Origin of the sequence: Bradyrhizobium sp. ISRA430, from assembly GCF_029909975.1 — a bacterium.
Taxonomy (GTDB): domain Bacteria; phylum Pseudomonadota; class Alphaproteobacteria; order Rhizobiales; family Xanthobacteraceae; genus Bradyrhizobium.
Map to the genome: position 1 here is coordinate 7,430,549 of NZ_CP094516.1, position 23,074 is coordinate 7,453,622.

Below are 23,074 nucleotides of genomic sequence, written 5' to 3' on the forward strand. Positions count from 1 at the left end.
GCGATAACCGACCTCCAACAGATGATCTGACGTCAGAAAGGAATCGTACATGAGCGATCGATCGAGTACGACACTATTCGAACGCGGACTTGAGGTCCGACGTGCAGTGATTGGTGCATACGAAGTCGACCGATCTCTCGCTAGATCGGACGCGTTCATGATGGCGTTTCAGCGGATGGCCACGGAGTGGTGTTGGGGGGCCGTGTGGGCGCGCGACGGTCTGGATCGACGGACGCGTTCGATGCTGAACTTGGCGATTCTGACGGCCTTGGGCCGCCCCACGGAACTGAAGTCGCATGTCCGCGGCGCTGTGAGAAACGGTGTGAGCAAGGAAGAGATAATGGAGATCCTTCTCCATGCGACCGTCTACTGCGGTATTCCCGCCGGCGCCGAGGCGTTCAGATCGGCGCACGAAGCCATAGAAGAATTGAAGGAGGCATCTGATACAACCAAATAGGAGGGGGCGCGCCTACCGCTTCGACTTGCTTTGCCACTCCGTTTGCAAGCGCCGTCTGGAAGTTTGCGACGGGGTGCGCCGTGCGAAGCTGTTGACGAGGCGAGCCAACATTAGAAGTCTCGGCATATTTCCGGCGTGCGACGCGCCGGAGACCTAAGCTCTCGGTGAGAGACAATAGCGTTGAGTGTGGCACGAAGACCATTGGCACATCGGCCGCCACATAGGCGCTTTGAGCGCCGTTCGGATTCTATTTTCTTTGCGCGACGCGACGGCGTACGACCTCTAAGAGCGGTCGGCTTGGTTCGACGCCAAGCCGCTCCGTCGGTATCGATACGAGGATAGATATAGGGAGATAAGAGACGGTCCGCGAAAGCGCCTTATCCGTTGTCGCCGAACGCATTAATGCCGGTGAGTTCGGCCGAGAGCGCCCAGAGGCGGGCGGCTTGGTCCGGATCGCTCGCGTAGCTGCGCACACCTTCGAAAGTGGCTTTATCTCCCTCGGCTGGAGGAGCGACATCGCAATTCTGACAGTATAGGCCACCCAGGTCCTTCAGTTGCGGAGACGTCGCGGCCCATACCTGAGTTGCCGCTCCTTGTTGCGGCGTCTTAAACGTCGGATCAGCAGGATTACCGTTCGTGTCGATCCATCCGCGAGCGACCATCTCTTCCTTCGTCAGATGTCGTTGCAGGGGCGTGAAGATCTTACCTGGATCCAATGAGAACGCGCGTACACCTTCGCTCTTACCAAGCGCATCAAGATGCAGCGCGAAGAGCGCGTTTGCGGTTTTAGCCTGTCCATAAGCTTGCCACTTGTCGTAACCGTTAGCGAACTGCACGTCATCCCAACGAATACCCGAAATGTGATGACCGGCAGAGGATACCGCAACAACCCGTGCACCTGCGCCGCCGGTAATCGCCGGCCATAGTCCGTTCACCAGCGCGTAGTGACCTAGATGATTAGTCGCGAACTGGGCTTCCCAACCCGGGCCAACGCGAGTTTCGGGGCATGCCATTACGCCGGCATTGTTGATCACAATGTCGGCGTGTCGACGCGAATTGACAAAGCGCTTCGCAAAACGCCGGACGCTATCTAGATCTGAAAGATCCAGTTCGTCGATCTCGATGGTTGGGAGGTCGGCCAACGCATCTCGGGCAGCCGCAGGTCGCCGGGCGCCGACAAGAACGTGAGCGCCGGCTGCCACGAGCGCGCGCGTTGTCTCCAAGCCAAGGCCGGAGTGACCACCGGTCACGATGGCAACTTTTCCCGTCAAGTCATTATCCTCAAGTACGTCCCTAGTGGTTGTCCGTGGTCCAAAACCTGAACCGAGGGGGGCCTGTTTGTAAGACATCTCAATCCTCGCGAGCACATAGTTGGCGGACGATCCGCGTAGCGGGAACGACTACCGCATGGAAATCGTGCACTCCATGCGCTAAAATCCGATCTTCTTTCGTGATCGTCCGGATCGTATGTTTGACTCTCTTTCCGCCATCCTCTCCCTGCTGAGACCACGCACCTACGTTTCCGCCGGCCTTGATGCGGGCGGTAACTGGTCGCTGAGCTTCCCATCGCACGAAGGCATCAAGTTCAATGCTGTCGTGCGCGGATCATGCTGGGTCTCCGTGGACGGCCACAACGAAATCATTCACCTCGAACATGGTGATTGCTTTCTGCTAACACGAGGACGGTCGTTTTATCTCACAGCCGATCCATCCCTCGATCCGGTTGACTCGCGCCCGATCTACAAAGCCGCTGAAAACGGCATTGCGACGTGTAATGGAGGTGGCGAATTCTTCCTCGTCGGGGGGCGCTTCGCTTTCTCAGATGATTACGCCAACGTGTTATTCGGTGCACTGCCCCCGATCGTTAAGGTGAGGGAAGCCTCTAATCAGGCATCGGTGCTGCGCTGGTCGCTCGATTTGTTGGCGTCGGAAGTGCGCAGTCGACAGCCGGGCGGCATACTCGTAGCGGAGCATCTTGCGCACATCATGCTGGTGCAGGTATTGCGACTCTACTTGGCGTCGCCGACGAGCGTCGGTGTCGGATGGTTTTTTGCCCTGTCACATCCGAAGATAGGTGCGGCTATGAATGCCATGCATTCTGATCCAGCACGTAATTGGACCCTGGAACAACTCTGTCATCTGACGGGCATGTCGCGGTCGACCTTCGCGCAGAAATTTCGGCAACTCGTCGGCACGTCGCCGATCGAATACCTTACCCGCTGGCGAATGCTTGTCGCCAGCAATCGGCTTCGTAGCTCGAATGAAAATGTCGCGGTGATCGCGTATTCGCTTGGATATGAATCTGAGAGCGCTTTCAGCACCGCCTTCAAAAGAATGATGGCTTGTTCACCCCGAGAGTATCAGCGCCGAACGCTTGCGACAACAAGTGGCGCCTAGTCCGTGGTGGTGGTTGTCTACAGTCACGAGTGTGATCTCGTGTGAGAGAAGCCTTCGTTTTCGCTCAAGACCTGTTGTTAAACTATGGGGTTATTGCACGATTTTGATCAGAAAAGCAGCGGCAATCGGGGGACGCGATCGGCCTCCTGGCGGTTACCTCTTGCACCGGCCCTTGGGAAGGCCTTGATAGAACGAATCATTCGAGGAAGGACGCGCTTTGGCGGACTTGTGATCTTATCTCCGCTCTGCCGAAGCTGCTCGCCAGTTAGGGGTGAGCGGGAAGGCAGTGCGGCTATACGAGGCGCATGGCTTGCTCCGGGCCGCATCTCACCTTCCGGGGCAAGTCCGATGGTGAAAGAACCTTTGGAGCTCCCCAAGGCTTCCTGGATGTGCGCTACGGCAACGCCGACAGATCGGCCTGCGCCGAGATCTCATGGGAAGGGCACGGCTAGAATGATCTGTTCTGTGGTCGCGGATGGGACATGATGTGCACCGTGGGCAGGCTCGTTGCCTTCTACATCCACGATGGCGACGATTCAGCCTTCGTTTGCGAACTCAGTTCTTCAATACCCTGCTAGACCGATCTATCGTCGCGCGCGATCGAGCCTAAATACGCAATGTCCGTTATCGCGTCATCTCGGCCAGTGTTGTCCTAGCGAAGCGAACGCGGTGTTCGCGACGGCGCTGCTGTTAAATCGTCCATGCGGCGCTATCGTTTCCGCTAGACAAAGAAGCGGCCGCTTGGCGGTGCGCGGAAGCAAGAATCCAGCCGATCTATGTGCCTCTGCGCGCCGGGTCTTCCTCGAGCATCAGAAAGCCGAGCCCAAACAGCGGTTGCGGCAAAGCGCAACGAGGGAGTTAAGACGTTAATGTCTTTGCGGCTTTTCGGGCCCTCATCGGGAAGACCATTCTATCTAACCGCGTCGTATTTCTGCGCCTCCGTGCTGGTGTGGATGACGCAAGGGTTTGGTATGAACATGACTTCGGTCAACATACCGCAGATTGCTGGCGCGTTCGGCGCTTCGATATCAGAAGCGACATGGCTGAATGCAGCCTACATGGCTCCTAATGTCAGTCTGTCCATTCTGCTTGTCAAGATACGCAATCAGTTTGGGCTAAGGATGTTTACCGTCGTGAGCATCGTCAGTTTCTCGGCTGCAGCGTTGTTGCATGTTTATGTGGTTGACCTCAGGACGGCTGTCATACTGAGGTTCTTCGCGGGCATTGCGGCTGCACCGATGTCCACGCTAGGCATGCTCTACATGATGGAAGCATTTCCGCCTGCGCTGAAACCAACTTGGGCGATAAGTCTATCCCTCACTTGTTCAACGATCGGTAGTACCTTCACGAGACTGATCTCGACGTCGCTGCTGGATTACGGCCAGTGGAAAGCGCTCAGTACCATGGAGCTCGGGTTGGCGCTATGTTCGCTCGCCGCCGTATTAGCGCTCCATCTCACGCCTATCGCTCGTGAGAACGTGCTCGAGGTCTGGGATTTCGTTAGCTATCCCTTACTCGCCATCGGCTTTGGTTTGATTGCTATCGTTCTGGTCCAAGGCACGAACTACTGGTGGTTTGAGGTCCGCTGGATTGGAGTATGCTCCGCAGTTGCCATTGCTTCGATATGCGCAGCGCTGCTCATTGAGCTTCACCGATCAAGGCCACTGATCGATCTCCAATGGCTCACTCACCCAATCGTCTTGCGATTCGCGGTAACTTTAGTTCTCTTTCGCTTCGTCCTGTCGGAACAAACGGCGGGAGCGTACGGCCTATTCCGATCGTTCGGCCTACTGGGCGAACAGAGTAGGTCTCTTTACGTTGCAATAATAGGAGCCACGATACTTGGCGGACTCCTGTGTGGTGCGATTATGGAGGCCAAGCGTACGGCGTTGCTCCCCGCGCTCGCACTCGCCTTAATTAGTTCGGGGGCCTACGTAGATTCTCATTCAACAGTCCTGACGCGTCCGGAAAACATGTATCTGAGCCAAGCTCTGATCGCGCTCGGTGGGATCCTTTTCCTTCCTCCGGCCTTGTCGGCAGGGACGGCGCTTGCTCAGAGCAGCGGTCCGATGACGATGTCCAGTTTCGTGGCCGTTTTTCTGCTGTCGCAGAACCTGGGAGCGCTCGCGGGAAGCGCCGCATTCGGCAGTTTCGTAGTGGTTCGAGAGAGAGTTCATTCGAGTCGGCTAATTGAGCCGGTTCTGCAATCAAATCCCATCGTCGCTCAGCAACTCGATCGGATTAATAATGTCTATCGCGGGGTGCTACCGGATGATCGCCTTAGGAGTGCGGAAGCTGTGGCCAATGTGGCGCGGCGCCAATCGCAACAAGCGACAGTGCTCGCTTACAACGACGCATTTCTACTCATAGCGCTTTGTGCTGCGGGGACCTTAGGAATCCTCGTGCTGGGGATCATTTTGGGATATCGGCCGTCACGGGTGGAATCAACAACGGTGACCAACGACGCGCGGGTGTCGAGTAATTCGTAAGCACATGGAAAAATGGATAAAAACGATACTTGTATCGCTAATCGCTGTCTTTGGCGTGCTATTACTACTTCACGCATGGCAATTACCGCCCTTTCGGACGCAAGTCGTCGTGACGGAAGATGCCTATATCCGCGGTCAGGTTACTATAATCAGTCCGCGGGTCTCGGGTTATGTGACCCAAGTACCGGTTCTTGATTATCAACGGGTCAAGAAAGGTGATCTGCTGGTCCAGATCGATGATCGTATACTGAGCCAAAGGCTGCTACAAGCCGAAGCCGATCTTGCACAGCAGAGGGCCGGCCTGGCCGTATCGGAACAGAACAAGCGATCGGCGGAAGCCAAGATTCGTGCAAGCGAGGCCCTGGTCGCGAGTGCGAAGGTCGCGCTTGACACGGCACAAGCCAACTTTGACCGCACTAGCAGTCTTGAGGGACGAGGCGTGGCCACGCAGGCATCGCTCGATGCGGCTAATTCGACGCTTTCCGCTGCGCGAGCCGCCGTCGCCCAGGCGCAGGCAGCGGTTGATGTAGCTCACCAGGACTTGGCCACGATCATCGTAAACCGCTCGTCGATTGAGGCGGCGATCGATAGTGCGCAGGCAACCCATCGACTGGCCGAGATCGACGTCGAGAACACGCGCATCATCGCGCCGCGGAATGGTAAACTAGGCGAAGTTGGAGTGCAAATCGGTCAATACGTGACTGCAGGCACGCAACTGATGTCGATCGTTCCCGATACGAAATGGGTAGTTGCGAATTTCAAGGAAACCCAACTTTACAATATGGAGGTTGGGCAGCCGGTAACTTTCAAAGTCGATGCTATTCCAAATGTCGTCTATCATGGACGCATTCAAGACTACTCGGGCGCGACCGCGGCCGAATTCAGCATCCTAAAGCCTGACAATGCGACGGGAAACTTTACGAAAGTCGCGCAACGCCTGTCGATTCGGATTTCGATCGACCCCGATCAACAGCATCTCGAACGATTGCTTCCAGGTCTGTCCGTCGTCGTAAGGACGGACAAGGCCTCGGAACCATTCCTCTCAAGTGAACAGTAGTTGGCCTGCCGGCGCAGTCCTCGGCAGCCCGACCATCGCGATCTGGTTCTTGCGGCTGACGAAGGCGCGAGCGGTCGAACGACGATAATTTGTTTCGGGCTGCGTTGGCGGCAAACTGGTACTCGACATCTGACGCGTGAAGTGCGTCGACGCTCCAGCCAACGAGGACGTCGCCATTGCGAGCGACGTGGCGTGAGCTTCGGAGGCCGGACGATAGCGAAGCGACCGAGACGCTTCACGTGCACAAATCAAGTCTTCTGAGTTCTCTCCTCCCCTAGGTTCTGTTAGCAAGGCTTGTTTACGTCCTTTGGACTTTGCGAGTGAGGGTCTGCCAGGCCCTCCATACAAACGCGAGGAAGCCGCGCACCCCGCGAGACAGGGCATCGAAGTCTGCCTCAGCGCGAGCAAGCTGTCCCAGTATCTGATCGGAATGCCAGATCAAAATCTGTCCTAGCGATGTCGGTACAATTCGTCGCGTCGTACGATCGAATAGGCGCGCGCCCAGCAGGTCTTCTATTTCGCTGAGACCGCAAGAAATTGCGGATTGTGAAGTATGCAGCACCTGCGCACAGCGGCTCATACTCAGCTCGCGCCCCACCCCCTCTATCAACCGCAAGTGCCTGATCGTCAGTCTCTGTCTGAACTTCCCAGCATTCACCCATTGGACAGGAGCATCGAATCTATCACCAAAAGGTCGGACGCAAATCCATATCACGCCAGATATGAATAGGTACGCAAATGTCAAACCGTGAGGAGCTAGATCAAGGGAGAAGGGGACCTATACTGGAGAGAGCGACCTGACCGGTACCGAAGTCGCGGCAGCGTACGTCGAAGGCGGGGCCTCTGGAAAGCGGCATAGGGAGACGAGATGCCATGAGCAGTCTGAACGCGGTGCACTGGTGGATAGGGGGATAAGCCGGTATCAGCTATGGATATTCACGGTCTGCTTCCTTATCTCGCTGGGTGATGGGCTAGATTCGCAAATCATGAGCGTGACCGGGGCGGTCATGGCCCGAGATCTCAGTTTGGCGCCGGTCACCTTACGAAGCGGCTCTGTGAAGCTCGCGAACACCGCTGTGTAAGCGCGTCGAATAGTTAATGATAGGCAACGATCGTGACTGCAGCGTCGGCGCACCTCAAAGTAAGGGTCAGCAACATCTGGATCGAAGCACTAGACGTCGCTTCATTCGAGCTGCGCCCCGCGTCGGGAGACGAGCTACCCTCGTTTACCGCGGGGGCCCATATCAATGTTCATCTGCCTGGGTCGATGACCCGCAGCTACTCTCTTCTGAACGACCAGTGCGACAAGCACCGCTACGTCGTTGCCGTCCGAAGAGACGAACAAAGCCGCGGCGGATCGGTCTACATGCACGATTGCATCGCACCGGGTAGCGAACTGATCATCAGTTCTCCAAGGAACAGTTTTCCACTGGTCGAGGACGCGAAGCACGTCGTGTTTATCGCCGGCGGGATTGGCATAACACCGATTTGGGCGATGGTGCAGCGCCTGAAGTGTCTAGCTCGATCTTGGGAACTTCACTACTGCGCGAAGACACATGGACATGCCGCCTTCTACGAAGATATCAAGAGACTCTCGCGTGTGGACAATGCAACCGTCAACTTCTATTTCGGAGAGAGCAATTCCCGGAAGATAGGCATATCTTCAATCGTCGAGAGGGCGGACTCAGGCGCCCATCTGTACTGCTGCGGGCCCATCAAGATGATGAGGGACTTTCGCGAAGCGACATCGAAGTGGCCGGCGCAACAGATCACACGGAATACTTCGGTGCGGAGCCGCGAGAAGAAGCTTCACACGGGTTTGAGGTCCAACTTGCCAGATCGGGTAGAACGCTCCTAGTCGCTCCTGGCAGGAGTATTCTGGACACGTTGCACGCTCTCGGGCTGGATGCTCCCCACTCGTGCAAGGAAGGGGTGTGCGGAGCCTGCGAAACTCGCGTCCCCCGCTGGTACGCCCGATCATCGCGACCTGGTACTTACAGCGGACGAACGCGCGACCGGTCGAACGATGATGATCTGCTGTTCGGGGTGCCGCGGCGACAAACTGGTCATTGACCTATAGGAGGTCCGCGTTGACGTTGCGGCCTTCCCGAAAGGCCGTTTCCCTCGCCTTGGTCTCTGCTTGCGTTAGCCCGCAACTTTAACGCTTCGTCGTGCGCTGTCGGTCCTCAACGCTGTCGCCTGCGCTACGCACCGTTCCATTTAGCTGAACGCGGAGTTCTGTTAACGTGACTTGTTTACGTTTCGAAGTTCGCGAGTGTTGGATGAGAGGAAAGCTGCCTCCCTGCAACCGCGAGGAAAACACCCGTGAGGCTTGATTGGAGAAAATACCGGGACAGAGGCCTTGTGGGCATGAGCCCCACCGAGGGAAGGTCGGGCCAAGAGCAAAAATTTGACTGGAAGACGATATAGTTGATCTCTCTACCAGTGGACCTGACACGCAAGCGCGATGAAACTATCGCTATATTCAAAAATAAACCCGTCGAAAGTGGCGCATCTAATCGGGAAATAATACTGGCGCTCGGAGCCGCAACTTCGCGCACAGGTCGACAAGGATCGCTGATCTTAAATTCAGTCGGGGCCGCACTTCGAGATCTGCACTCCTTGTGCCAGCCTCTCACAGCTTGGGACCGGAAATGCCGAGATCTCGGCTATGGTGGTACGCAGGGCGTTTGGTGGGTAGGTCAATTTCCACAAAGCGAAGCCTTCGTTCAGGGAGCACTGGCTGACGGACAAGCTGAGCATGATCAACATCGGCGAGCACTTCGAGTGTTCCGGGCATCTATGCCAGTTGGCCTATCATCGAAGTCTGCATTCCCGTTGTGAGCCACGGCGCGTCTGGGAACACAAACAAGTACGGATGTGCGAGTGATGTCGAGTTCACGCAGTGCCGATGGTTCGAGCGTGCTGCTGTACGTCGACCGAAGCGGCAACGACCACGAATTGTTCGACATTCTTTCAGGCGCTGGCCTGCTGGTCGCGCGCTGTGACGAACCATCCGGTCTCCAGGTCGGAGTACGAAACGCTCAAGCAGGCTGTATCGTAGCCGACCTGGCGGGCGAAGCAGGATCTGCCGTCGACCTGCTTGCACGCCTCAGAAGTGGCGGATGCACGGTGCCCATCATCATCGTCATGGAGCGCGCGGATATCCCAACGGCGGTGAGGGCGCTGCGGCATGGAGCGGCGGACGTTTTCAAGAAACCCGTTGCACCTGAAGATCTGGTGCGGGCAGTCGTTGGGGTTTTAGGCGTACGCCGGCCCTACGTGAATAAGATGCAATTTCGGGGACGGCCACGCCTTACACATCGAGAGGGCGAAGTGCTGTCGCATCTAACAAGTGGAAAAAACACGAAAGAGATCGCCCGGATCCTTGGGTTAAGTGCGCGCACGGTGGAGACCTACCGGAGTAATCTGATCAGAAATCTTGCGGTGCGGAACACAACGGAGCTCGTGCGCCTTGTGATATCACGGGAAGTCCTGCAGCCGCTCTTTCAAAGATGAGCGCTCCTGCAGCCCAGCTCGCTGACGCGAGCGGACCCAAGCTCAGCGGCTTGCAATTACTTGGACTAAGTCGCAGCGCAATCTTGCCGCGCAAAAGCCAGCGAGTTTGTCGTTTTCTAGCCCAAGCACGCTCTTGCGCTCGATCTAAGATGCTTTGGAGTGGAGCGCTGGGGTGGAGCAATCCTCTATAACGACAAGGACGATGCGTCGGAATTCCCAGACCGGATGTTGAATTCTGAGGGGTCTCTTAAAGTTGCAACATCAAGGAGCCCAGAGGGCTTGCCCAGCGATCCAGCGGCGGGACCTGGTTGGATTAGCTTGCTGGCCCGCTTTCCGCCTTGGGCGTGCTGCTGCCCACGCTGGGGGAGATCAATCCAGTGCTGACGAAATCGGGAGTCTTGCTTCAGCACGTCGATACAGCATCTCGACGTCTAAAACGAATACGCAGCTGAGATGTAGCTGAAGCTCGAGTTATGGCCGCCAACCTTTAGGAGGGACCTGCTTACGTCCACGTAGACGTATCCGGCATTGATCGAGACGTGACGGTCTGCTTGCCAGAAGAGGTCGATGGAATACTGCGTGCTGCTGTATTGTCCCGGAACTCCTGCCGTCCCGGCAATCGGAATTCCCACGGACGTGTAGACGGCATCTTTGATTGTTTGTCTCCAGATGAAGTCGCAGGCCATCGTTATCTTCAGTTGATCGGTCGGCCTGAGAGTGAGCGACGGCTGCAAGTCGGCAACATTGGAGGCGCCGATCAAACCGGCTTGATTAAAATAAGCGAGCTTTGGAAAAAATCCGCCGTAAGTGCCAAGCTTGCCATCTTGCGGATTGCTGTCCCCACTGCCGACCGTCGCCTTGAAGCCACTCCGAGCCTTCCAACTGCCGACAGCTGACGTATAGCCCGTATCTGTCGAAAAGCCCCAAGCGCGGATTTCCTGTTGGCCAAAGCTTCCGAATTGCCCAAGCGCTTCCCAATCCCAGTCCCATGGGGCGGCGCCGCCGAAAACGCGTGCGCCGATGGCGTGTCGCTGCTCTACGCCCGCTCCCGCGCTAAACAGTGCATTTCTATTCTCGAATCCGAGGTAGTAGAGGTCTAGCCCAGAGTTGGGGATCACGCCTTTTGGCACCGTGGTGTACAGGCCCCAGAACGCTTGCGAGGGACTGGAGTAGTCGTCGAAAGCTCCGGCGTGCAGCAAGACCGGCCGTGTGACAAACGCGTCCAGCCGAACATCAGCGATCGAGCCGCCGATGCGGAAACCATCGAAAGCTCGGCGGACGTTGGGGGCGTCCCTTATCGAGACCAGGCGCTGTGCGCCAAACGCCAGTTCCTGACGACCAATCCGCACATCTGGATCAATATTCGCATTTCCAGTCACAGGAAGCCGAATATCGAAAAACGCCTGCTGCACGTCAGAAACATCGAAATAGGGCGGCGCAGCAAGATCTTTTCCCGGAGCAAGATGACTTCCAAGCTGCACAAATCCGCGAACGCTGTCACCAGCGTGCAGGTCTGCATGCAAAAGTACGCGATGCAACAGGTAGCTATCGCCGGTTTTCCCTGGAACACCGAAATTTCCTGCAGAATAGCTCTCGAAGCGCTCTCGCACTTCACCGCCCAGGCTCAAAAACCAGCTCGGGAAGCCAAGCGGAATGTACTTGATCGCATCCCATGGATCACTGCGTTTCGTCGGGTCACTCAAGTAACGATAGTCTTCATCGTAACGCAATGACTTGAGTGCAGGTGCCACCGTCTCCTTCACGGTCGTCTGTTGCGCAAGCGCGGCGGTCGTTCCGCTGAACATGGTGCCGAGCAGGAGGAAACCGAGCAGGATGCAAGCTCTGGCTCGTGGCCGTCCGTCTATCGCAGGTGTCACGAGGACGATCGAAGTCCAAATGCGGCGGGCACTTGCAACATCGTTCTCGCTCCATCGTGGATCTGCGGCGAAAGCACGTACGGAATTCGCATATGTAACCAGTTCCAACCGGGACGTTTAAACCTCAATCCGGTCAATGCGATTGCGCGAGCTGTCCGCTCGCCGACATTACAAGGGATTCGTACTGACCGGAGACATCTTGGTGTTCGCCGTCGCCGAACACGGGGTTCGCACGTCGAGCCCGAGGATGTAATGCCTCAGCTTGACGCTAGGTTCTCCCGCTGGCAAATCGGCCGGCACGTCATTCCGAGGAGACTAGGCGTGCGGTTTGTCAGCTACCGAAAAGATGAAAGAGAAGGTTTGGCCGTCCGCAAGGGTGGCGACCTGTTGGATCTCGGCTCAAAAAGCCTACTCGAGCTCTTGGCTGAGGGGCCGGGCGCGTTGGCTGCGGTGGCCAATTCGGCAGGAAAGGCGCTCGATCCAGCCGGCCTTCGCTTCCTTCCGCCGATTTCGCGCCCGCCCAAGATCATCTGCGTAGGTCTGAACTACGTCGATCATGCCGCGGAAAGTCCTTACAAGAACGTTCCGGATTATCCGCCATTTTTCCCCCGCTTCGCTTCGAGCCTCGTCGGACATGATGAAGCCATCCTTCGCCCTTCGGAGTCCGAACAGCTCGACTTCGAGGGCGAGCTCGTTGCTGTCATCGGAAGGGGAGGTCGACGGATATCCCGCGCGAACGCGCTCGACCACGTTGCCGGCTATTCGATCTTCAATGACGCATCTATCAGGGACTATCAGTTCAAATCGCCTCAATGGACGGTCGGCAAGAACTTCGACGGGACAGGTGCCTTCGGGCCTGAATTCGTGACGGCGGACGAATTGCCCAGGGGCGCCGCTGGCCTTCGCCTAGAAACGCGATTGAACGGTCAAGTCGTCCAGTCTGCCGATACGCATGATCTCGTCTTCAGCGTTGCCGACCTGGTCTTTTTCGCCAGCGAGGTATTCACCCTGGAGGCTGGTGACGTGATCGTAACCGGCACTCCTGCCGGAGTCGGCTTCGCGCGCAAGCCGCCTTTGTTCATGAAAGATGGTGATGTCTGCGAGATCGAGATCGAGGGTATCGGCATTCTGCGCAATCCAATTAAGGACGAGCCGCAAGCATCCATCGCGGCCTAATCAAGTCTAATTAAATCTAGGGAGGACTTCCGTGACCCCACTCGTGGTGCGCCAGAGTTACATGTCCTTGAACGTGCAGGATCTAGATGCCTGTGTAAAGGATGCAATCGATATCACGGGGCTCCAGCTGGTCGAGCGCAGCGATGCCAAAGCCATATTGAGCTCCGGTTCAAAGCACGCCGAGCTCGTCCTCTACCAGGCGACTCAAAACGCGGCGCGGTGCGTCGGACTGGAGGCGCCGGACGCTGGGTCAGTCGATCGGGCCGCGGTCAAGATTCGCGAAGCTGGATTGCGTGTATTGAGCGAGCAGCCGTCGCTCGACTGCATTTCACGCTCCGTGACATTTGCCACGTCAGAAGGGCACGTCATCGAGGTTCACACGCCAATGCCCGAGACGCAACGGCGTAGATATCCCGGGCCGGGCATTCATCCGAAAGGAATTTGCCATGTGAATCTGGCTGCGCGTGACCCGTGGACGATCTACACAGAGCTCAGCAAGGCGATTGGTCTCAAGCTATCAGAGCGTACGGTCAACAACGAATTGATTTGGCTCCGCGCGGCGGACGGGCGTCACCACACGGTTGGGATCGCGAAGAGCGGAGAACCGGGGCTGCATCACTTTGCGTGGGAGTTTGCGCAATTCACCGATTTCATGAGACTAGGTGACCTTCTCGATGCAGTCGATCGCTCAATGGTATGGGGGCCGGGCCGACATGGAGCCGGCGACAATCTGTTCACGTACTACGTTGACCCTGCCGGCTTTCTCGTCGAATGCTCTTCGGAGATGGAGATCATGCATGATGGTGCCGATTTCCAGCCGCGAGTGGTGGATTGTCCGCCCGACCTATCCAACGTGAAGCTCGTCAACCGATGGGGGACTGTGCCGCCGCGTGCCTGGTTGGAACACCATTCCCACTTCGCTCCGTGGGAGGCCCTCCAGAAGTCGTAGCAGGCATCTTTGTCGCGGGGCTTGGGATCCTAATCGGTTAGGTGAGTTGAAGATCGACTCCGGCGCCATGCTCAACGATTAGCGCGCAAGACTCGTCGATTATCGAATCGAGTGGCAAATATGGCTCTCTACGGGAAAGTCGTCGTCGTTACCGGCGCGGAATCCGGGATCGGAAGGGCTGTTTCGCTCGCATGCGCTGCCGACGGAGCGACGGTCGTTGCTGCTGGCTTAATGCTGGAAAAACTTGAGTCCACGACAGAAGAAATCCGGCGGCGTGGAGCGAAGGCGACGGCGGTCTATGCAGATATTTCAAATCCAGAAAGCGTCTCTAACCTGTTCGAGGTGACGCAACGCTCGTTCGGTAAAGTCGACGCCGCGGTGGCGAATGCCGGCATAATAGGCGACCAGACGCCGGCCATCGACTTGAGCTTGGATAATTGGAAGAGGACCATCGAAGTCAATTTGACGGGCACGTTCCTCACCGTCGCTGCGGCGGCAAGGATTCTGGTAAGGCAAGGTGCAGGCGGATCGATCCTGGCTACGGGGTCATCGGCTGCCCTCAGGCCGGTTCCCGGCCTTATGGGCTATGCGGCAAGCAAAGGAGGGGTGCATGCCATGATGCATGCCCTCGCGATTGAGCTGGCTCCGCACCGAATCCGTGTAAACACGCTAGTTCCGGGGACCACCTCCACCGAGGCGACCCGCAACATGCCGGGATATTTGGAAAAGGCTGCCCAATCGCTGCCGCTCGGGTCGGTCGTGGAAGCGGACGAGTTGGGACGATACGCCGCGTTCGTGCTCGGTGATTCATTGCCTCACATGACGGGAAGCCAGCTCAAACTCGATGCCGGTCGAACGCTCTGAAAGGGACGAGAACTCATATGCAGGCTCCTACAGCGACTACGGAGATTAAGACACTTGAAGATCGTCGCTACAAGGCAATGTTGAACAACGACGTCGCCACGCTCGATCAGTTGCTCTCCGATAAGCTCGTATACACGCATTCTAACGGTCAACGCGACACGAAGGAGCAGTATCTGGGCCACGTCGAATCGGGTCATTTCAAGTACTTCGCAATAGCGAGGCCCGAAGAGGAAATACGCGTGTTCGGTGACATGGCGATGGTCGTGGGACGGATGGTCGCGCGAGTTGCGGTCGCCGGCTCCGAAAGGCAATTGGACAATCGCTCGCTCGCGATCTGGATCCGACAAGACGGTCAGTGGAGCCTGCTTGCCTATCAGCCCACGCCCATTCCACGGACCACCTGATACGACACTTTGCGGCGGCGTGGCGAAGGGGCCGGCGAAGAAAAGTCGCCGCCACGGCAGATAAACATCAATAGGACCTGTCGCGGGCTGCCATGCTGTAGTAGGAGCACAAAGTTATGGCCGAAAGCAAGAAACTCAACGTGCTCGGCATTTCCGGGAGCTTGCGCAGGAAATCCTACAATTCCGCAGCTCTCCGAGCGGCATGTGAATTGGCGCCGGCTGGAATGACAATTTCCCAAGCCGAAATCGGCGACCTGCCTCATTACAACGAAGATATCCGGGAAGTCGGTTATCCTGCGGCGGTCGCACGCTTCCGATCGCAAGTGGCGGCAGCGGACGCGGTCCTATTCGTATCTCCCGAATACAATTATTCGATTCCGGGAGCGCTGAAGAACGCGATCGATTGGGCTTCGCGGGGTCCCCTTCAACCGTTCAACGGCATGCCGGTGGCGATTATGGGAGTGAGCGGGGGAATTCTTGGGACCTCCAGGGCCCAGTATCAGTTGAGGCAGATGCTAGTCTACCTTAACGCCTTTCCTGTCAATAAGCCCGAAGTGATGATCGGTCAGGCGACGTCTCGATTTTCCGAGGACGGGCGTCTCCACGACGAGCCGACAAGATCCATGGTCTCCGAACTCTTGCAATCGCTGATGTCTTGGGCCCAAATCATAAGACGAACGGGCTGACTAAGAAGGGTCCATGATCCAGCCCGATCGCAGACCAAAGTGACCGAAGGTCGGAGGTTCTCATGAAGGTTGGTCTCGTTGGCATTGGAGGAGTGGGTAGGGCTTGCTTACTGGCCTTGGTGACTTCCAGCAGCGCACAGGAGATCGTGGTCGTCAATAGGGACCGGGCGCGAGCCGAAGGCACCGTTACGGACATCCAGTATGGTGCAGCCCTCATTAGACCCGTGAAGCTCTTGGCCGGTGAGTATCCCGATCTTCAAGGCGCCGACCTTGTGATCGTGACCGCAGGGATCAACGAAAGGACTGGCGGTGCAACGGACAGGAACGATCCCAAGGGGCGCTTGCGCCTTCTGTCCGCAAATGCAGAAATCTACCGTGATTTGATACCGAAAATCCTGAAGGCGGCTGCAGACGCTATTCTGCTCATCGTGACGGATCCACCAGATGCGCTTGCCGATCTCGCGCGAGAGACAGCGGGGCATGAACGCGTACTGAGCGCCGGCACCTTTCTCGATACTCAACGCTTCCGATTCCATCTTGCGGAGCAGTTCGGCGTGCATCCATCGGCGGTCGAGGCGCAAGTCGTCGGCGAACACGGGATTTCGCAGGTGTTTCTGTGGTCCTCCGCTCGCATCGGCGGGGCGCCTATCCGAAAATTATTTGAAGGAAAAAGCAATCCCGACTTCTCCGACTTCAAACAACGCATCGAACGGGAGGTCCGATATGCCAACATAACCATTATCGAAGGCAGTGGGGCCAGCCAACTCGGGATCGGGCTTGTGACCGCTCGGCTCGCAAATGTCATTCTCCGCGACGAAAGGCTGGTGCTCCCAGTGGGCTCCTATCACCCAAACTACGGTACGACTTTGTCGCTTCCCACGATGTTGGGGCGGCGGGGGATCATTCGCACCTTCGATCCTGATATGGACGATGGCGAGGCAAAGGCGCTCCAGCGGAGTGCTGAAGTACTGCGCCAAGCCGTTCAGCAATCGAGAGTTTAGCCGTGACTAATCCCGCGATCGTTTGATCGACATGGCGAAGGCTCAGTAGAGATCCAGCGTGCGGCATGACTCAACGAGAGAGTGGTTGATCGAAGAGGGTCGCTATCTTCAGAGACCAGAAGCGCTGTTGTCCGGCGTCATTGATCACCTGTTGGCGAGCGGTATCCCGCTGTCCCGAGTACGGCTGTCTCCGCGCGTATTGAGCCCCGTCTCCTGGGCTACTGGGCTTCTATGGTCCCGGCGCTCCGGGAGCATCGAGAAATACGAGGTCCCTCACGACATCAGCGAGACTCCAGGGTTCGCCGGCAGCCCTTTTGACGTGATCTATCGAACCGAACGTCCTTTCCGCAGACGCCTCGATCGAATTCAACCTCGTGATCATCGCATGCTGGCCGCTTTGAAGGAAAGCGGCGAGACGGACTACCTTGCGATTCCGATGCGTTTTAGTGATGGCAGTTTGCACGCCGTGAGCTTTTCGACCGACCGCGAATCAGGATGGAAGATCTCGCATGTCGCCGCTCTTGAGGACGCCGCGCAGGGTCTTGCCATTGCCCTCGAGCCTATGGTGTTACGAAGGCAAACCCGGGAGCTCTTGGCGACCTATATCGGTCGCGAACAGGCCAGTCGCGTTTTGGACGGTCATGTTCGTCGGGGTTTTCACACCACTCTAGAAACTCCGATGATGTTCGCGGATGTCGCCGGATTCACCAGAATGAGCAACGTCGAGCCGATCGACAAGATAGTTGCGCTCTTAGACGACTATTTCGGTGCCCTATCTGATGCAGTTTCCAAGCACTCGGGAGAGGTTCTGAAGTTCATAGGCGACGGCCTGCTTTCCATTTTTCCCCCATGTAATGGTGAGAGTCCTGATATGGGGCGCAGACGGGCCTACTCTGCACTGTTGGATGCGCGTGAGAAGCTTGGCGCTTCTGGTCGATCGCTCGCATTCCGAGTGGCTTTACACTTTGGGCAGGTGGCCTACGGCAATGTGGGCGGCATCGACCGTCTCGACTTTACTGTCGTGGGTCCAGCAGTAAATCTCGCAAGCAGATTGCAGGCGGTGGCAAAGGAGATTGGCCGCGAGGTCTTAGCCACCAGAGAGTTCGCAGCTAACCTCGATGAATTCGAGGCGATTGGATCCGTTAAAGTGCGCGACTTCTCAGATGAGATTGAGCTGTTTGCGCCGCGTGTTTGGCCTTGAATTTGGAAGAAGGGGATCCCGCAAGCGTCGATCGACATCCGTGGATTGCAAGGAAATAGGAGAATGCCTCCATCCTTTCGTATAACGGGGCGGGCGGGAAACCGTATCTGAACATATGACCTAAAGTAAATTGTAACCCAGCTGAGAGGCTCCGATGCATTTTCGCAATCTGGACTTAAATCAATTGGTGAGCCTTAATGCGTTGTTGACGGAGCGAAGCGTTACGCGCGCGGCCGAAAGATTGTACGTGACCCAGTCCGCGATGAGTGCTGCACTGGCTCGCTTGCGCGTCTATTTTGGTGATGAGTTGCTTGTCAAAGTTGGTCGTCAAATGCAGCTTACGCCGTTTGCGGAACAATTATCTGGGTCTGTTCGCGAGGTGATTATCCGTGTGCAGACGGTTATATCAGCGAGACCCCAGTTAGACATTTCGAAATTATCTCATGAAATGCGCATCGTGGCTTCTGACTTCGTCGCGAGCGTACTCCTGCCAAGCGTGTTGCGAAGGATCAGTCGAGAAGCACCTGGATTGCAGGTGGAAATACTGCCGGTGATGGGCACTCGATTCTTGGAGCAGCTGGAGCGTGGAGAAATCGACATCTTGATCATTCCAGAAGCATACGCTTCGGAGGATCTCCCGTTCATGCCGTTGTTCTCGGAAAAGTATTGTTGCATTGTTGATGCTGACGCTGCTCCCCTAACATTGTCTCTGGAGGGGTACTTCAGTATGAGGCACATAGCTGTAAAGCCGTTCATGTATGATGTGGATCATCTTTCCTTTGAGGAACGTCACATCAGGCAGTCTGGAAGGCGGCGGCAGATCGATGTCACCGCACCCAATTTCACACTCATGCCGGAATTGATTGTCGGCACGAAGCGCATCGCGACGGTCCATACGCGTCTAGCACAGCAATATATCAAGCATTGGCCGCTCAAAATCCTGCCGTGTCCGATAGATATCCCGCCGTTAGTCGAGGGCATTCAAAGCCCACCACATCTGGCTGGGGTTTATGCCGTCACTTGGGTGCGAGGCCTGCTGAAAGAAGAGGCTCTGAATCTCTGACGGGCCGATCTACCTGCCGCCTTTCCGGTTATCAGGAACGTAAGATCGCAAGCGCGGTGCCTGCCATCCGACCGAGCCGAAGCGGACGCCATGACCCGTCCACTTAGCTTCGCCAGTCCTCAATGAGAGAACAGCCCGATGCATAAACGGCATTGATGCGTCGGAGCGATAACATTCATTTTCCAACGATTCACTCTCCCAGTAAGAACGCGGCATAACGAAGGCTCGCGTTGGGACTACTAGTCCCGCGGTGTGCTGTTCAAACATTCAGGAACAGTGGGAGGTGCAATTGACCGAGGATAGAGCGCAGAACCAAATCGTCCAAGACCTCGACGTCATGGTGCCAATGCGGGACGGCGCCAGGTTGGCTGTCGACGTGTTTCGTCCCGCGGAATCTGGAAAATACCCGGTCCTCTACGCCTGTGCCTTGCATAACAAGGATATGCAGCATCCCGGCATGGCTGACGTCATTCCACCGCAGCCTGCGCACTCCTCATTGTGGTTTGGCCCGATTGAGGCCGGCGACACGCGGCGGCTGCTCAAGAACGGCTATGTGCATGTGATCGCCCAATCTCGTGGTGTCGGGAAATCGGAAGGCGAATTTATGCAGGAGGAATGGGATCATTATGATCTCATAGAATGGATCGTCGCCCAGCCTTGGTGTGATGGCAGCGTCGGGATGATCGGAATTTCGGCTTTCGCCGGTGAGCAGTGGCGATCGGCGGCGCAGCAGCATCCAAATCTGAAGGCGATCTTTCCTTACGATGCGTGCTCGGCATACGGGGAGATCTGGGGCTTCCGTGATTTTCATCCGGGAGGGGTGATCCAGACAATGCCGTATCTCTTGGACGTTTTCAGTTGCGTTCACGAAAGTAGAGGAATCCCCCAAGTGCTGCCCGAACCCCACGAGACGTGGTGGAAGGAGGCAATGGCGAACCCCGATTACAAGATGTACGCCAACCTCTACAACATTCTTACCCAAAAAGGGCAGCGTTCAGGCTTGATGTATCAGGTGATGGTCGATCCTTACGAAGATGAGGCGACACTGACGAAGGCTGAGGAAAAGTTCAAGAAGATCCAGATTCCGTTTTACACGGGGTCCGGTGCTTATGCTTACACGTACAAGATGCATTGGCAGGGGGCGCAGCACTATTTCCAGAACTGCAACGCGCCGAAGAAGTTGATTTTCACCGGCCCGGCGCATGTTGAGCGTCCATTCCATTCGTACCACGATGAAATTATCCGCTGGTTCGACCATTGGCTGAAGGGAAAGCAGACGGGCATCATGGACGAGCCCGCTGTCAAGTATTGGGTCATGGGAGCCAACAAGTGGCGGACCGGGGCCGACTGGCCGTTGCCTGAGACGCAATGGAAGAAGATGTTTTTGAGCGGTTGGGAGCGTTTAACTGAGGAGGCGCCCGAGCCCTCTAGCCACACCAGCAATGCTGACAATGAGCCGGACTCGTTCGTGCAAATGCCTCTCACTAAGACGAGGAAGATTCAGAAGTTGCGCTACATGACGGACCCGTTGCCCGAGGATCTTCTCGTTGCCGGTCCGATTAGTCTGACGCTCTACGCCGCAATCGACGACGATGACACGAACTGGATCGTGGTCCTGAAGGACGTGGGCCCGGACGTGTCCGTTGTGACGGCCAGAGAGGGAGAACGTGACGTCCCGACCGACCTGAAGGAGCGGGAACTTACGCGAGGCTGGCTGAAGGCATCCTATCGAGCGCTGGATGAGGCGAGATCAAAACCATGGGCGCCATTCCACAAGTTGACGAGGGAGGCGCGAAAGCCCGTGGTGCCAGGGGAGATCAACGAGTACAAGATTGAAATCTTGTCGACTGCCAATCAGTTCAACAAGGGGCACCGAATCTGCCTCGAAATCATGAGCATGGATGTTCCGACGGGCGTCTGTGCCATGACGAACGTAGAGTACGCTCCGTATCACATCTGCCGAAGCAAGACGGTTGTTCACAAGGTCTACCACACCGCTGACCATCCATCTCACTTGCTGCTGCCGATCATTCCGGCGGAGAAGTAGATCGGTTCAGGCGCTCTTCGCTCCTGGCTAAAGTCATGTTCATCTCATGGTTTCCCTCTCAGAGACGTCGATATGCAGCGCGAGCCATATGTCCGTTCTAATGATGTTGCATTGCTGATCGCGAGAATCTGCCTTGCGGCACTATTTCTGTTCGGTGCGACCCGAAAACTCGGGAATCCAATCGGTTTAGCGCCGTTGATCGCCGCGAAGGGGTTGCCGTTTCCGGAGGTGCTTTCCGCGCTTGCGCTGCTTGCCGAGATCGGTGGGACCGTGTTGCTCTTGACGGGCTTCATACCAAGATTCACGGCGATCGGGCTTGCTGTGTTTGTGGTTATGGCGACGTGGATCGGACATAGCTTTTGGACGTATCCGCCCGAAGCTCAAGCTGGGCAGGTGATACATCTCTTCAAGAATGTCGCGATCATTGGCGGCCTGGTTCTCTACCTGGCGAGTGGTCCTGGTAGGTTCAGCCTCAGCGTAAAGCGGACACCTCTGGTCGGCGCTCGCGGACCGAACATATAAGTGCCGGCGGCGACCAGCCGAGAAATCCAAGGAAACTTCATGACGAGGGGTCGGCGTTCCGACTGAAAATGCCGCTCGCCGGCGTATGCGAACGAAATGAGAGTGTAACCGAGGAGGAAGATGATGCGATCGATGCTGCGAAGGGCGCAGACAGCTACGATAGTTGGAAGCCTGATGATCGCAGGCAGTTTCGCTGCTGTCGCGCAGGAGAAGGTTCGTATTGGTTACGTCATTTCCAAGACTGGTCCCAACTCGGGCGGGGCAATGACGACCCAGGTGCCCAACTACAAGCTCTGGATAAAAGAGCTCAATGATCGCGGCGGGCTGAACGTTGCAGGCAAACGGATAGCGATCGAGCTAATCGAACATGATGATCGGTCCAGTTCGGAGGAGGCGGTACGTGCCACCGAACGGCTTCTAACGCAGGACAAAGTCGATCTAATGCTGGCTCCTTGGGGCACAGCTATCAACCTCGCTGTCGCGCCACTCTACGCTCGCTCCGAGCGTCTTCTGATCACGCCAACCGCCATCACCGACAGGGCCCCAGAGCTGGCGAAGCGCTGGCCGCTCAGCTTTTGGCTCTCGGGTACAAGCGCCTCGTACGCCGACGCATTGGTGGAGCAACTCAAGCGGTTAAGAGAAGCTGGAAAAATTGATGCCGGTGTGGCTATGGTTTCTGTCGGCGATGGCTTCGGCATTGATCTTGCTGCCGGCTTTCGTGCAGCGGCGAAGAAAAATGGGTTCGAGATAAAGTTCGACAAGACCTATCCTGCAGGGACACAGGATTTCGCGCCCATCGTGAATGAGATGAAGGCGAAGGACGTGAAGGTCTTCGTTGCCTTCTCTTATCCGCCGGATACGATTGCGCTTACCGAAGAAGCGCAACTGCTCGATTACAATCCGAGCGTCTTCTATATTGGAATCGGTGGGGCGTTCCCGCTCTATCGCAATCGCTTTGGCAGCGCTGTTGAAGGCGTAATGACGCTCGGCGGCATCGATCCCAAAAGCGACGATGCCAAATCCTATATCGCACGCCACAAGGAAGTGACCGGCCAAGAACCTGACCGTTCTGGCAGCTTCACGATGTATGCTGCCCTACAGGCGCTCGAGCAGGTCATTGCTGAGGTCGGTCTCGATCAGAAACGTATTGCCACCCGCCTGAAGGAAGGAACATTCAAGACGATTCTTGGCGAAGTGTCGTTCGCCGGGCAACAAATGACCAACGCGCCTAAGGTCGGCCAGTGGCAAAACGGCGAACTAGCCGGGTTAGCTCACGATGGAAATTCCGGTGCGACCGAAATGGTCTTTCCAAAGCCGGTGTGGCGGAAGTCCAACTGAGGCTTAGCGCCCAATCTATGACCTGCT

At 56.6% G+C, this 23,074-nt stretch carries 19 protein-coding genes and 1 pseudogene; 18 read left to right on the forward strand and 2 right to left on the reverse strand.

The window, feature by feature from the left end:
* The first annotated feature begins 49 nt into the window (after nt 1-49).
* Nucleotides 50-457 carry a carboxymuconolactone decarboxylase family protein gene (locus MTX21_RS34975; RefSeq protein WP_280969013.1) on the forward strand — a complete coding sequence of 136 codons (408 nt, stop codon included), beginning with the start codon at nt 50-52 and terminating at the stop codon, nt 455-457.
* A gap of 377 nt (nt 458-834) precedes the next feature.
* On the opposite strand, the gene MTX21_RS34980 is transcribed toward MTX21_RS34975, so the two are convergent.
* On the reverse strand, nt 835-1,806 hold the full coding sequence (locus tag MTX21_RS34980) for an SDR family NAD(P)-dependent oxidoreductase (protein WP_280969014.1): 972 nt from the start codon (nt 1,804-1,806) through the stop codon (nt 835-837).
* A gap of 118 nt (nt 1,807-1,924) precedes the next feature.
* On the opposite strand from MTX21_RS34980, the gene MTX21_RS34985 reads away from it, so the two are divergent.
* From MTX21_RS34985 to MTX21_RS35005, 6 genes and pseudogenes are all read left to right on the forward strand, one after another.
* Complete coding sequence (locus MTX21_RS34985; RefSeq protein ID WP_280969015.1) at nt 1,925-2,854, forward strand: AraC family transcriptional regulator; 930 nt, start codon at nt 1,925-1,927, stop codon at nt 2,852-2,854.
* A 305-nt stretch (nt 2,855-3,159) separates the two neighbouring features.
* Nucleotides 3,160-3,432: pseudogene (locus tag MTX21_RS40175) on the forward strand (hypothetical protein).
* Nucleotides 3,433-3,807: 375 nt separating this feature from the next.
* Nucleotides 3,808-5,343 carry an MFS transporter gene (locus MTX21_RS34990; protein WP_280971418.1) on the forward strand — a complete coding sequence of 512 codons (1,536 nt, stop codon included), beginning with the start codon at nt 3,808-3,810 and terminating at the stop codon, nt 5,341-5,343.
* 4 nt (nt 5,344-5,347) lie between these two features.
* On the forward strand, nt 5,348-6,400 hold the full coding sequence (locus MTX21_RS34995; RefSeq protein ID WP_280969017.1) for an HlyD family secretion protein: 1,053 nt from the start codon (nt 5,348-5,350) through the stop codon (nt 6,398-6,400).
* Between the two features lie 1,114 nt (nt 6,401-7,514).
* On the forward strand, nt 7,515-8,258 hold the full coding sequence (locus MTX21_RS35000) for a ferredoxin reductase (RefSeq protein WP_280969018.1): 744 nt from the start codon (nt 7,515-7,517) through the stop codon (nt 8,256-8,258).
* Between the two features lie 1,031 nt (nt 8,259-9,289).
* Nucleotides 9,290-9,919 (forward strand): LuxR C-terminal-related transcriptional regulator, encoded by a 630-nt coding sequence (locus MTX21_RS35005; RefSeq protein WP_280969019.1) that lies wholly within the window; start codon nt 9,290-9,292, stop codon nt 9,917-9,919.
* Between the two features lie 431 nt (nt 9,920-10,350).
* Here the strand turns inward: MTX21_RS35005 and MTX21_RS35010 are convergent, their stop codons facing one another.
* Nucleotides 10,351-11,724 carry an alginate export family protein gene (locus MTX21_RS35010; protein WP_280969020.1) on the reverse strand — a complete coding sequence of 458 codons (1,374 nt, stop codon included), beginning with the start codon at nt 11,722-11,724 and terminating at the stop codon, nt 10,351-10,353.
* A 393-nt stretch (nt 11,725-12,117) separates the two neighbouring features.
* Here MTX21_RS35010 and MTX21_RS35015 point away from each other — a divergent pair, with 393 nt between their 5' ends.
* From MTX21_RS35015 to MTX21_RS35065, 11 genes are all read left to right on the forward strand, one after another.
* Nucleotides 12,118-12,972, forward strand: a complete 855-nt coding sequence (locus tag MTX21_RS35015) for a fumarylacetoacetate hydrolase family protein (RefSeq protein WP_280969021.1) — start codon at nt 12,118-12,120, stop codon at nt 12,970-12,972.
* A gap of 31 nt (nt 12,973-13,003) precedes the next feature.
* Nucleotides 13,004-13,921: a glyoxalase gene (locus MTX21_RS35020; RefSeq protein WP_280969022.1), complete on the forward strand. Its 918-nt coding sequence runs from the start codon at nt 13,004-13,006 to the stop codon at nt 13,919-13,921.
* A gap of 120 nt (nt 13,922-14,041) precedes the next feature.
* Entirely contained in the window at nt 14,042-14,785 is a 744-nt protein-coding gene (locus tag MTX21_RS35025; RefSeq protein WP_280969023.1) for an SDR family NAD(P)-dependent oxidoreductase, read from the forward strand.
* A 17-nt stretch (nt 14,786-14,802) separates the two neighbouring features.
* The gene (locus tag MTX21_RS35030; RefSeq protein ID WP_280971337.1) at nt 14,803-15,189 is read left to right on the forward strand and encodes a nuclear transport factor 2 family protein; all 387 of its coding nucleotides are present in this window, start codon (nt 14,803-14,805) and stop codon (nt 15,187-15,189) included.
* Nucleotides 15,190-15,305: 116 nt separating this feature from the next.
* On the forward strand, nt 15,306-15,875 hold the full coding sequence (locus MTX21_RS35035) for an NAD(P)H-dependent oxidoreductase (RefSeq protein ID WP_280969025.1): 570 nt from the start codon (nt 15,306-15,308) through the stop codon (nt 15,873-15,875).
* A 62-nt stretch (nt 15,876-15,937) separates the two neighbouring features.
* Nucleotides 15,938-16,876, forward strand: a complete 939-nt coding sequence (locus tag MTX21_RS35040; RefSeq protein ID WP_280969026.1) for an L-lactate dehydrogenase — start codon at nt 15,938-15,940, stop codon at nt 16,874-16,876.
* Between the two features lie 85 nt (nt 16,877-16,961).
* Entirely contained in the window at nt 16,962-18,077 is a 1,116-nt protein-coding gene (locus tag MTX21_RS35045; protein ID WP_280969027.1) for an adenylate/guanylate cyclase domain-containing protein, read from the forward strand.
* Between the two features lie 154 nt (nt 18,078-18,231).
* On the forward strand, nt 18,232-19,140 hold the full coding sequence (locus MTX21_RS35050; RefSeq protein ID WP_280969028.1) for a LysR family transcriptional regulator: 909 nt from the start codon (nt 18,232-18,234) through the stop codon (nt 19,138-19,140).
* Between the two features lie 289 nt (nt 19,141-19,429).
* A complete protein-coding gene (locus MTX21_RS35055) occupies nt 19,430-21,187 on the forward strand; it encodes a CocE/NonD family hydrolase (protein WP_280969029.1) in 1,758 nt (585 codons plus the stop codon).
* A gap of 72 nt (nt 21,188-21,259) precedes the next feature.
* Nucleotides 21,260-21,709 (forward strand): DoxX family protein, encoded by a 450-nt coding sequence (locus MTX21_RS35060; protein WP_280969030.1) that lies wholly within the window; start codon nt 21,260-21,262, stop codon nt 21,707-21,709.
* 174 nt (nt 21,710-21,883) lie between these two features.
* The gene (locus MTX21_RS35065; RefSeq protein ID WP_280969031.1) at nt 21,884-23,047 is read left to right on the forward strand and encodes an amino acid ABC transporter substrate-binding protein; all 1,164 of its coding nucleotides are present in this window, start codon (nt 21,884-21,886) and stop codon (nt 23,045-23,047) included.
* Nucleotides 23,048-23,074: the final 27 nt, after the last annotated feature.

Bases quoted from the DNA above. Each gene is read 5' to 3' on its own strand.
- MTX21_RS35030 (WP_280971337.1), top strand. From the start codon at position 14,803: ATGCAGGCTCCTACAGCGACTACGGAGATTAAGACACTTGAAGATCGT.
- MTX21_RS35065 (WP_280969031.1), top strand. From the start codon at position 21,884: ATGATCGCAGGCAGTTTCGCTGCTGTCGCGCAGGAGAAGGTTCGTATT.
- MTX21_RS35050 (WP_280969028.1), top strand. From the start codon at position 18,232: ATGCATTTTCGCAATCTGGACTTAAATCAATTGGTGAGCCTTAATGCG.
- MTX21_RS35035 (WP_280969025.1), top strand. From the start codon at position 15,306: ATGGCCGAAAGCAAGAAACTCAACGTGCTCGGCATTTCCGGGAGCTTG.
- MTX21_RS35025 (WP_280969023.1), top strand. From the start codon at position 14,042: ATGGCTCTCTACGGGAAAGTCGTCGTCGTTACCGGCGCGGAATCCGGG.
- MTX21_RS34990 (WP_280971418.1), top strand. From the start codon at position 3,808: ATGACGCAAGGGTTTGGTATGAACATGACTTCGGTCAACATACCGCAG.
- MTX21_RS35040 (WP_280969026.1), top strand. From the start codon at position 15,938: ATGAAGGTTGGTCTCGTTGGCATTGGAGGAGTGGGTAGGGCTTGCTTA.
- MTX21_RS34980 (WP_280969014.1), bottom strand. From the start codon at position 1,806: ATGTCTTACAAACAGGCCCCCCTCGGTTCAGGTTTTGGACCACGGACA.
- MTX21_RS34995 (WP_280969017.1), top strand. From the start codon at position 5,348: ATGGAAAAATGGATAAAAACGATACTTGTATCGCTAATCGCTGTCTTT.
- MTX21_RS34985 (WP_280969015.1), top strand. From the start codon at position 1,925: ATGTTTGACTCTCTTTCCGCCATCCTCTCCCTGCTGAGACCACGCACC.
- MTX21_RS35060 (WP_280969030.1), top strand. From the start codon at position 21,260: ATGCAGCGCGAGCCATATGTCCGTTCTAATGATGTTGCATTGCTGATC.
- MTX21_RS35010 (WP_280969020.1), bottom strand. From the start codon at position 11,724: ATGTTCAGCGGAACGACCGCCGCGCTTGCGCAACAGACGACCGTGAAG.
- MTX21_RS34975 (WP_280969013.1), top strand. From the start codon at position 50: ATGAGCGATCGATCGAGTACGACACTATTCGAACGCGGACTTGAGGTC.
- MTX21_RS35005 (WP_280969019.1), top strand. From the start codon at position 9,290: ATGTCGAGTTCACGCAGTGCCGATGGTTCGAGCGTGCTGCTGTACGTC.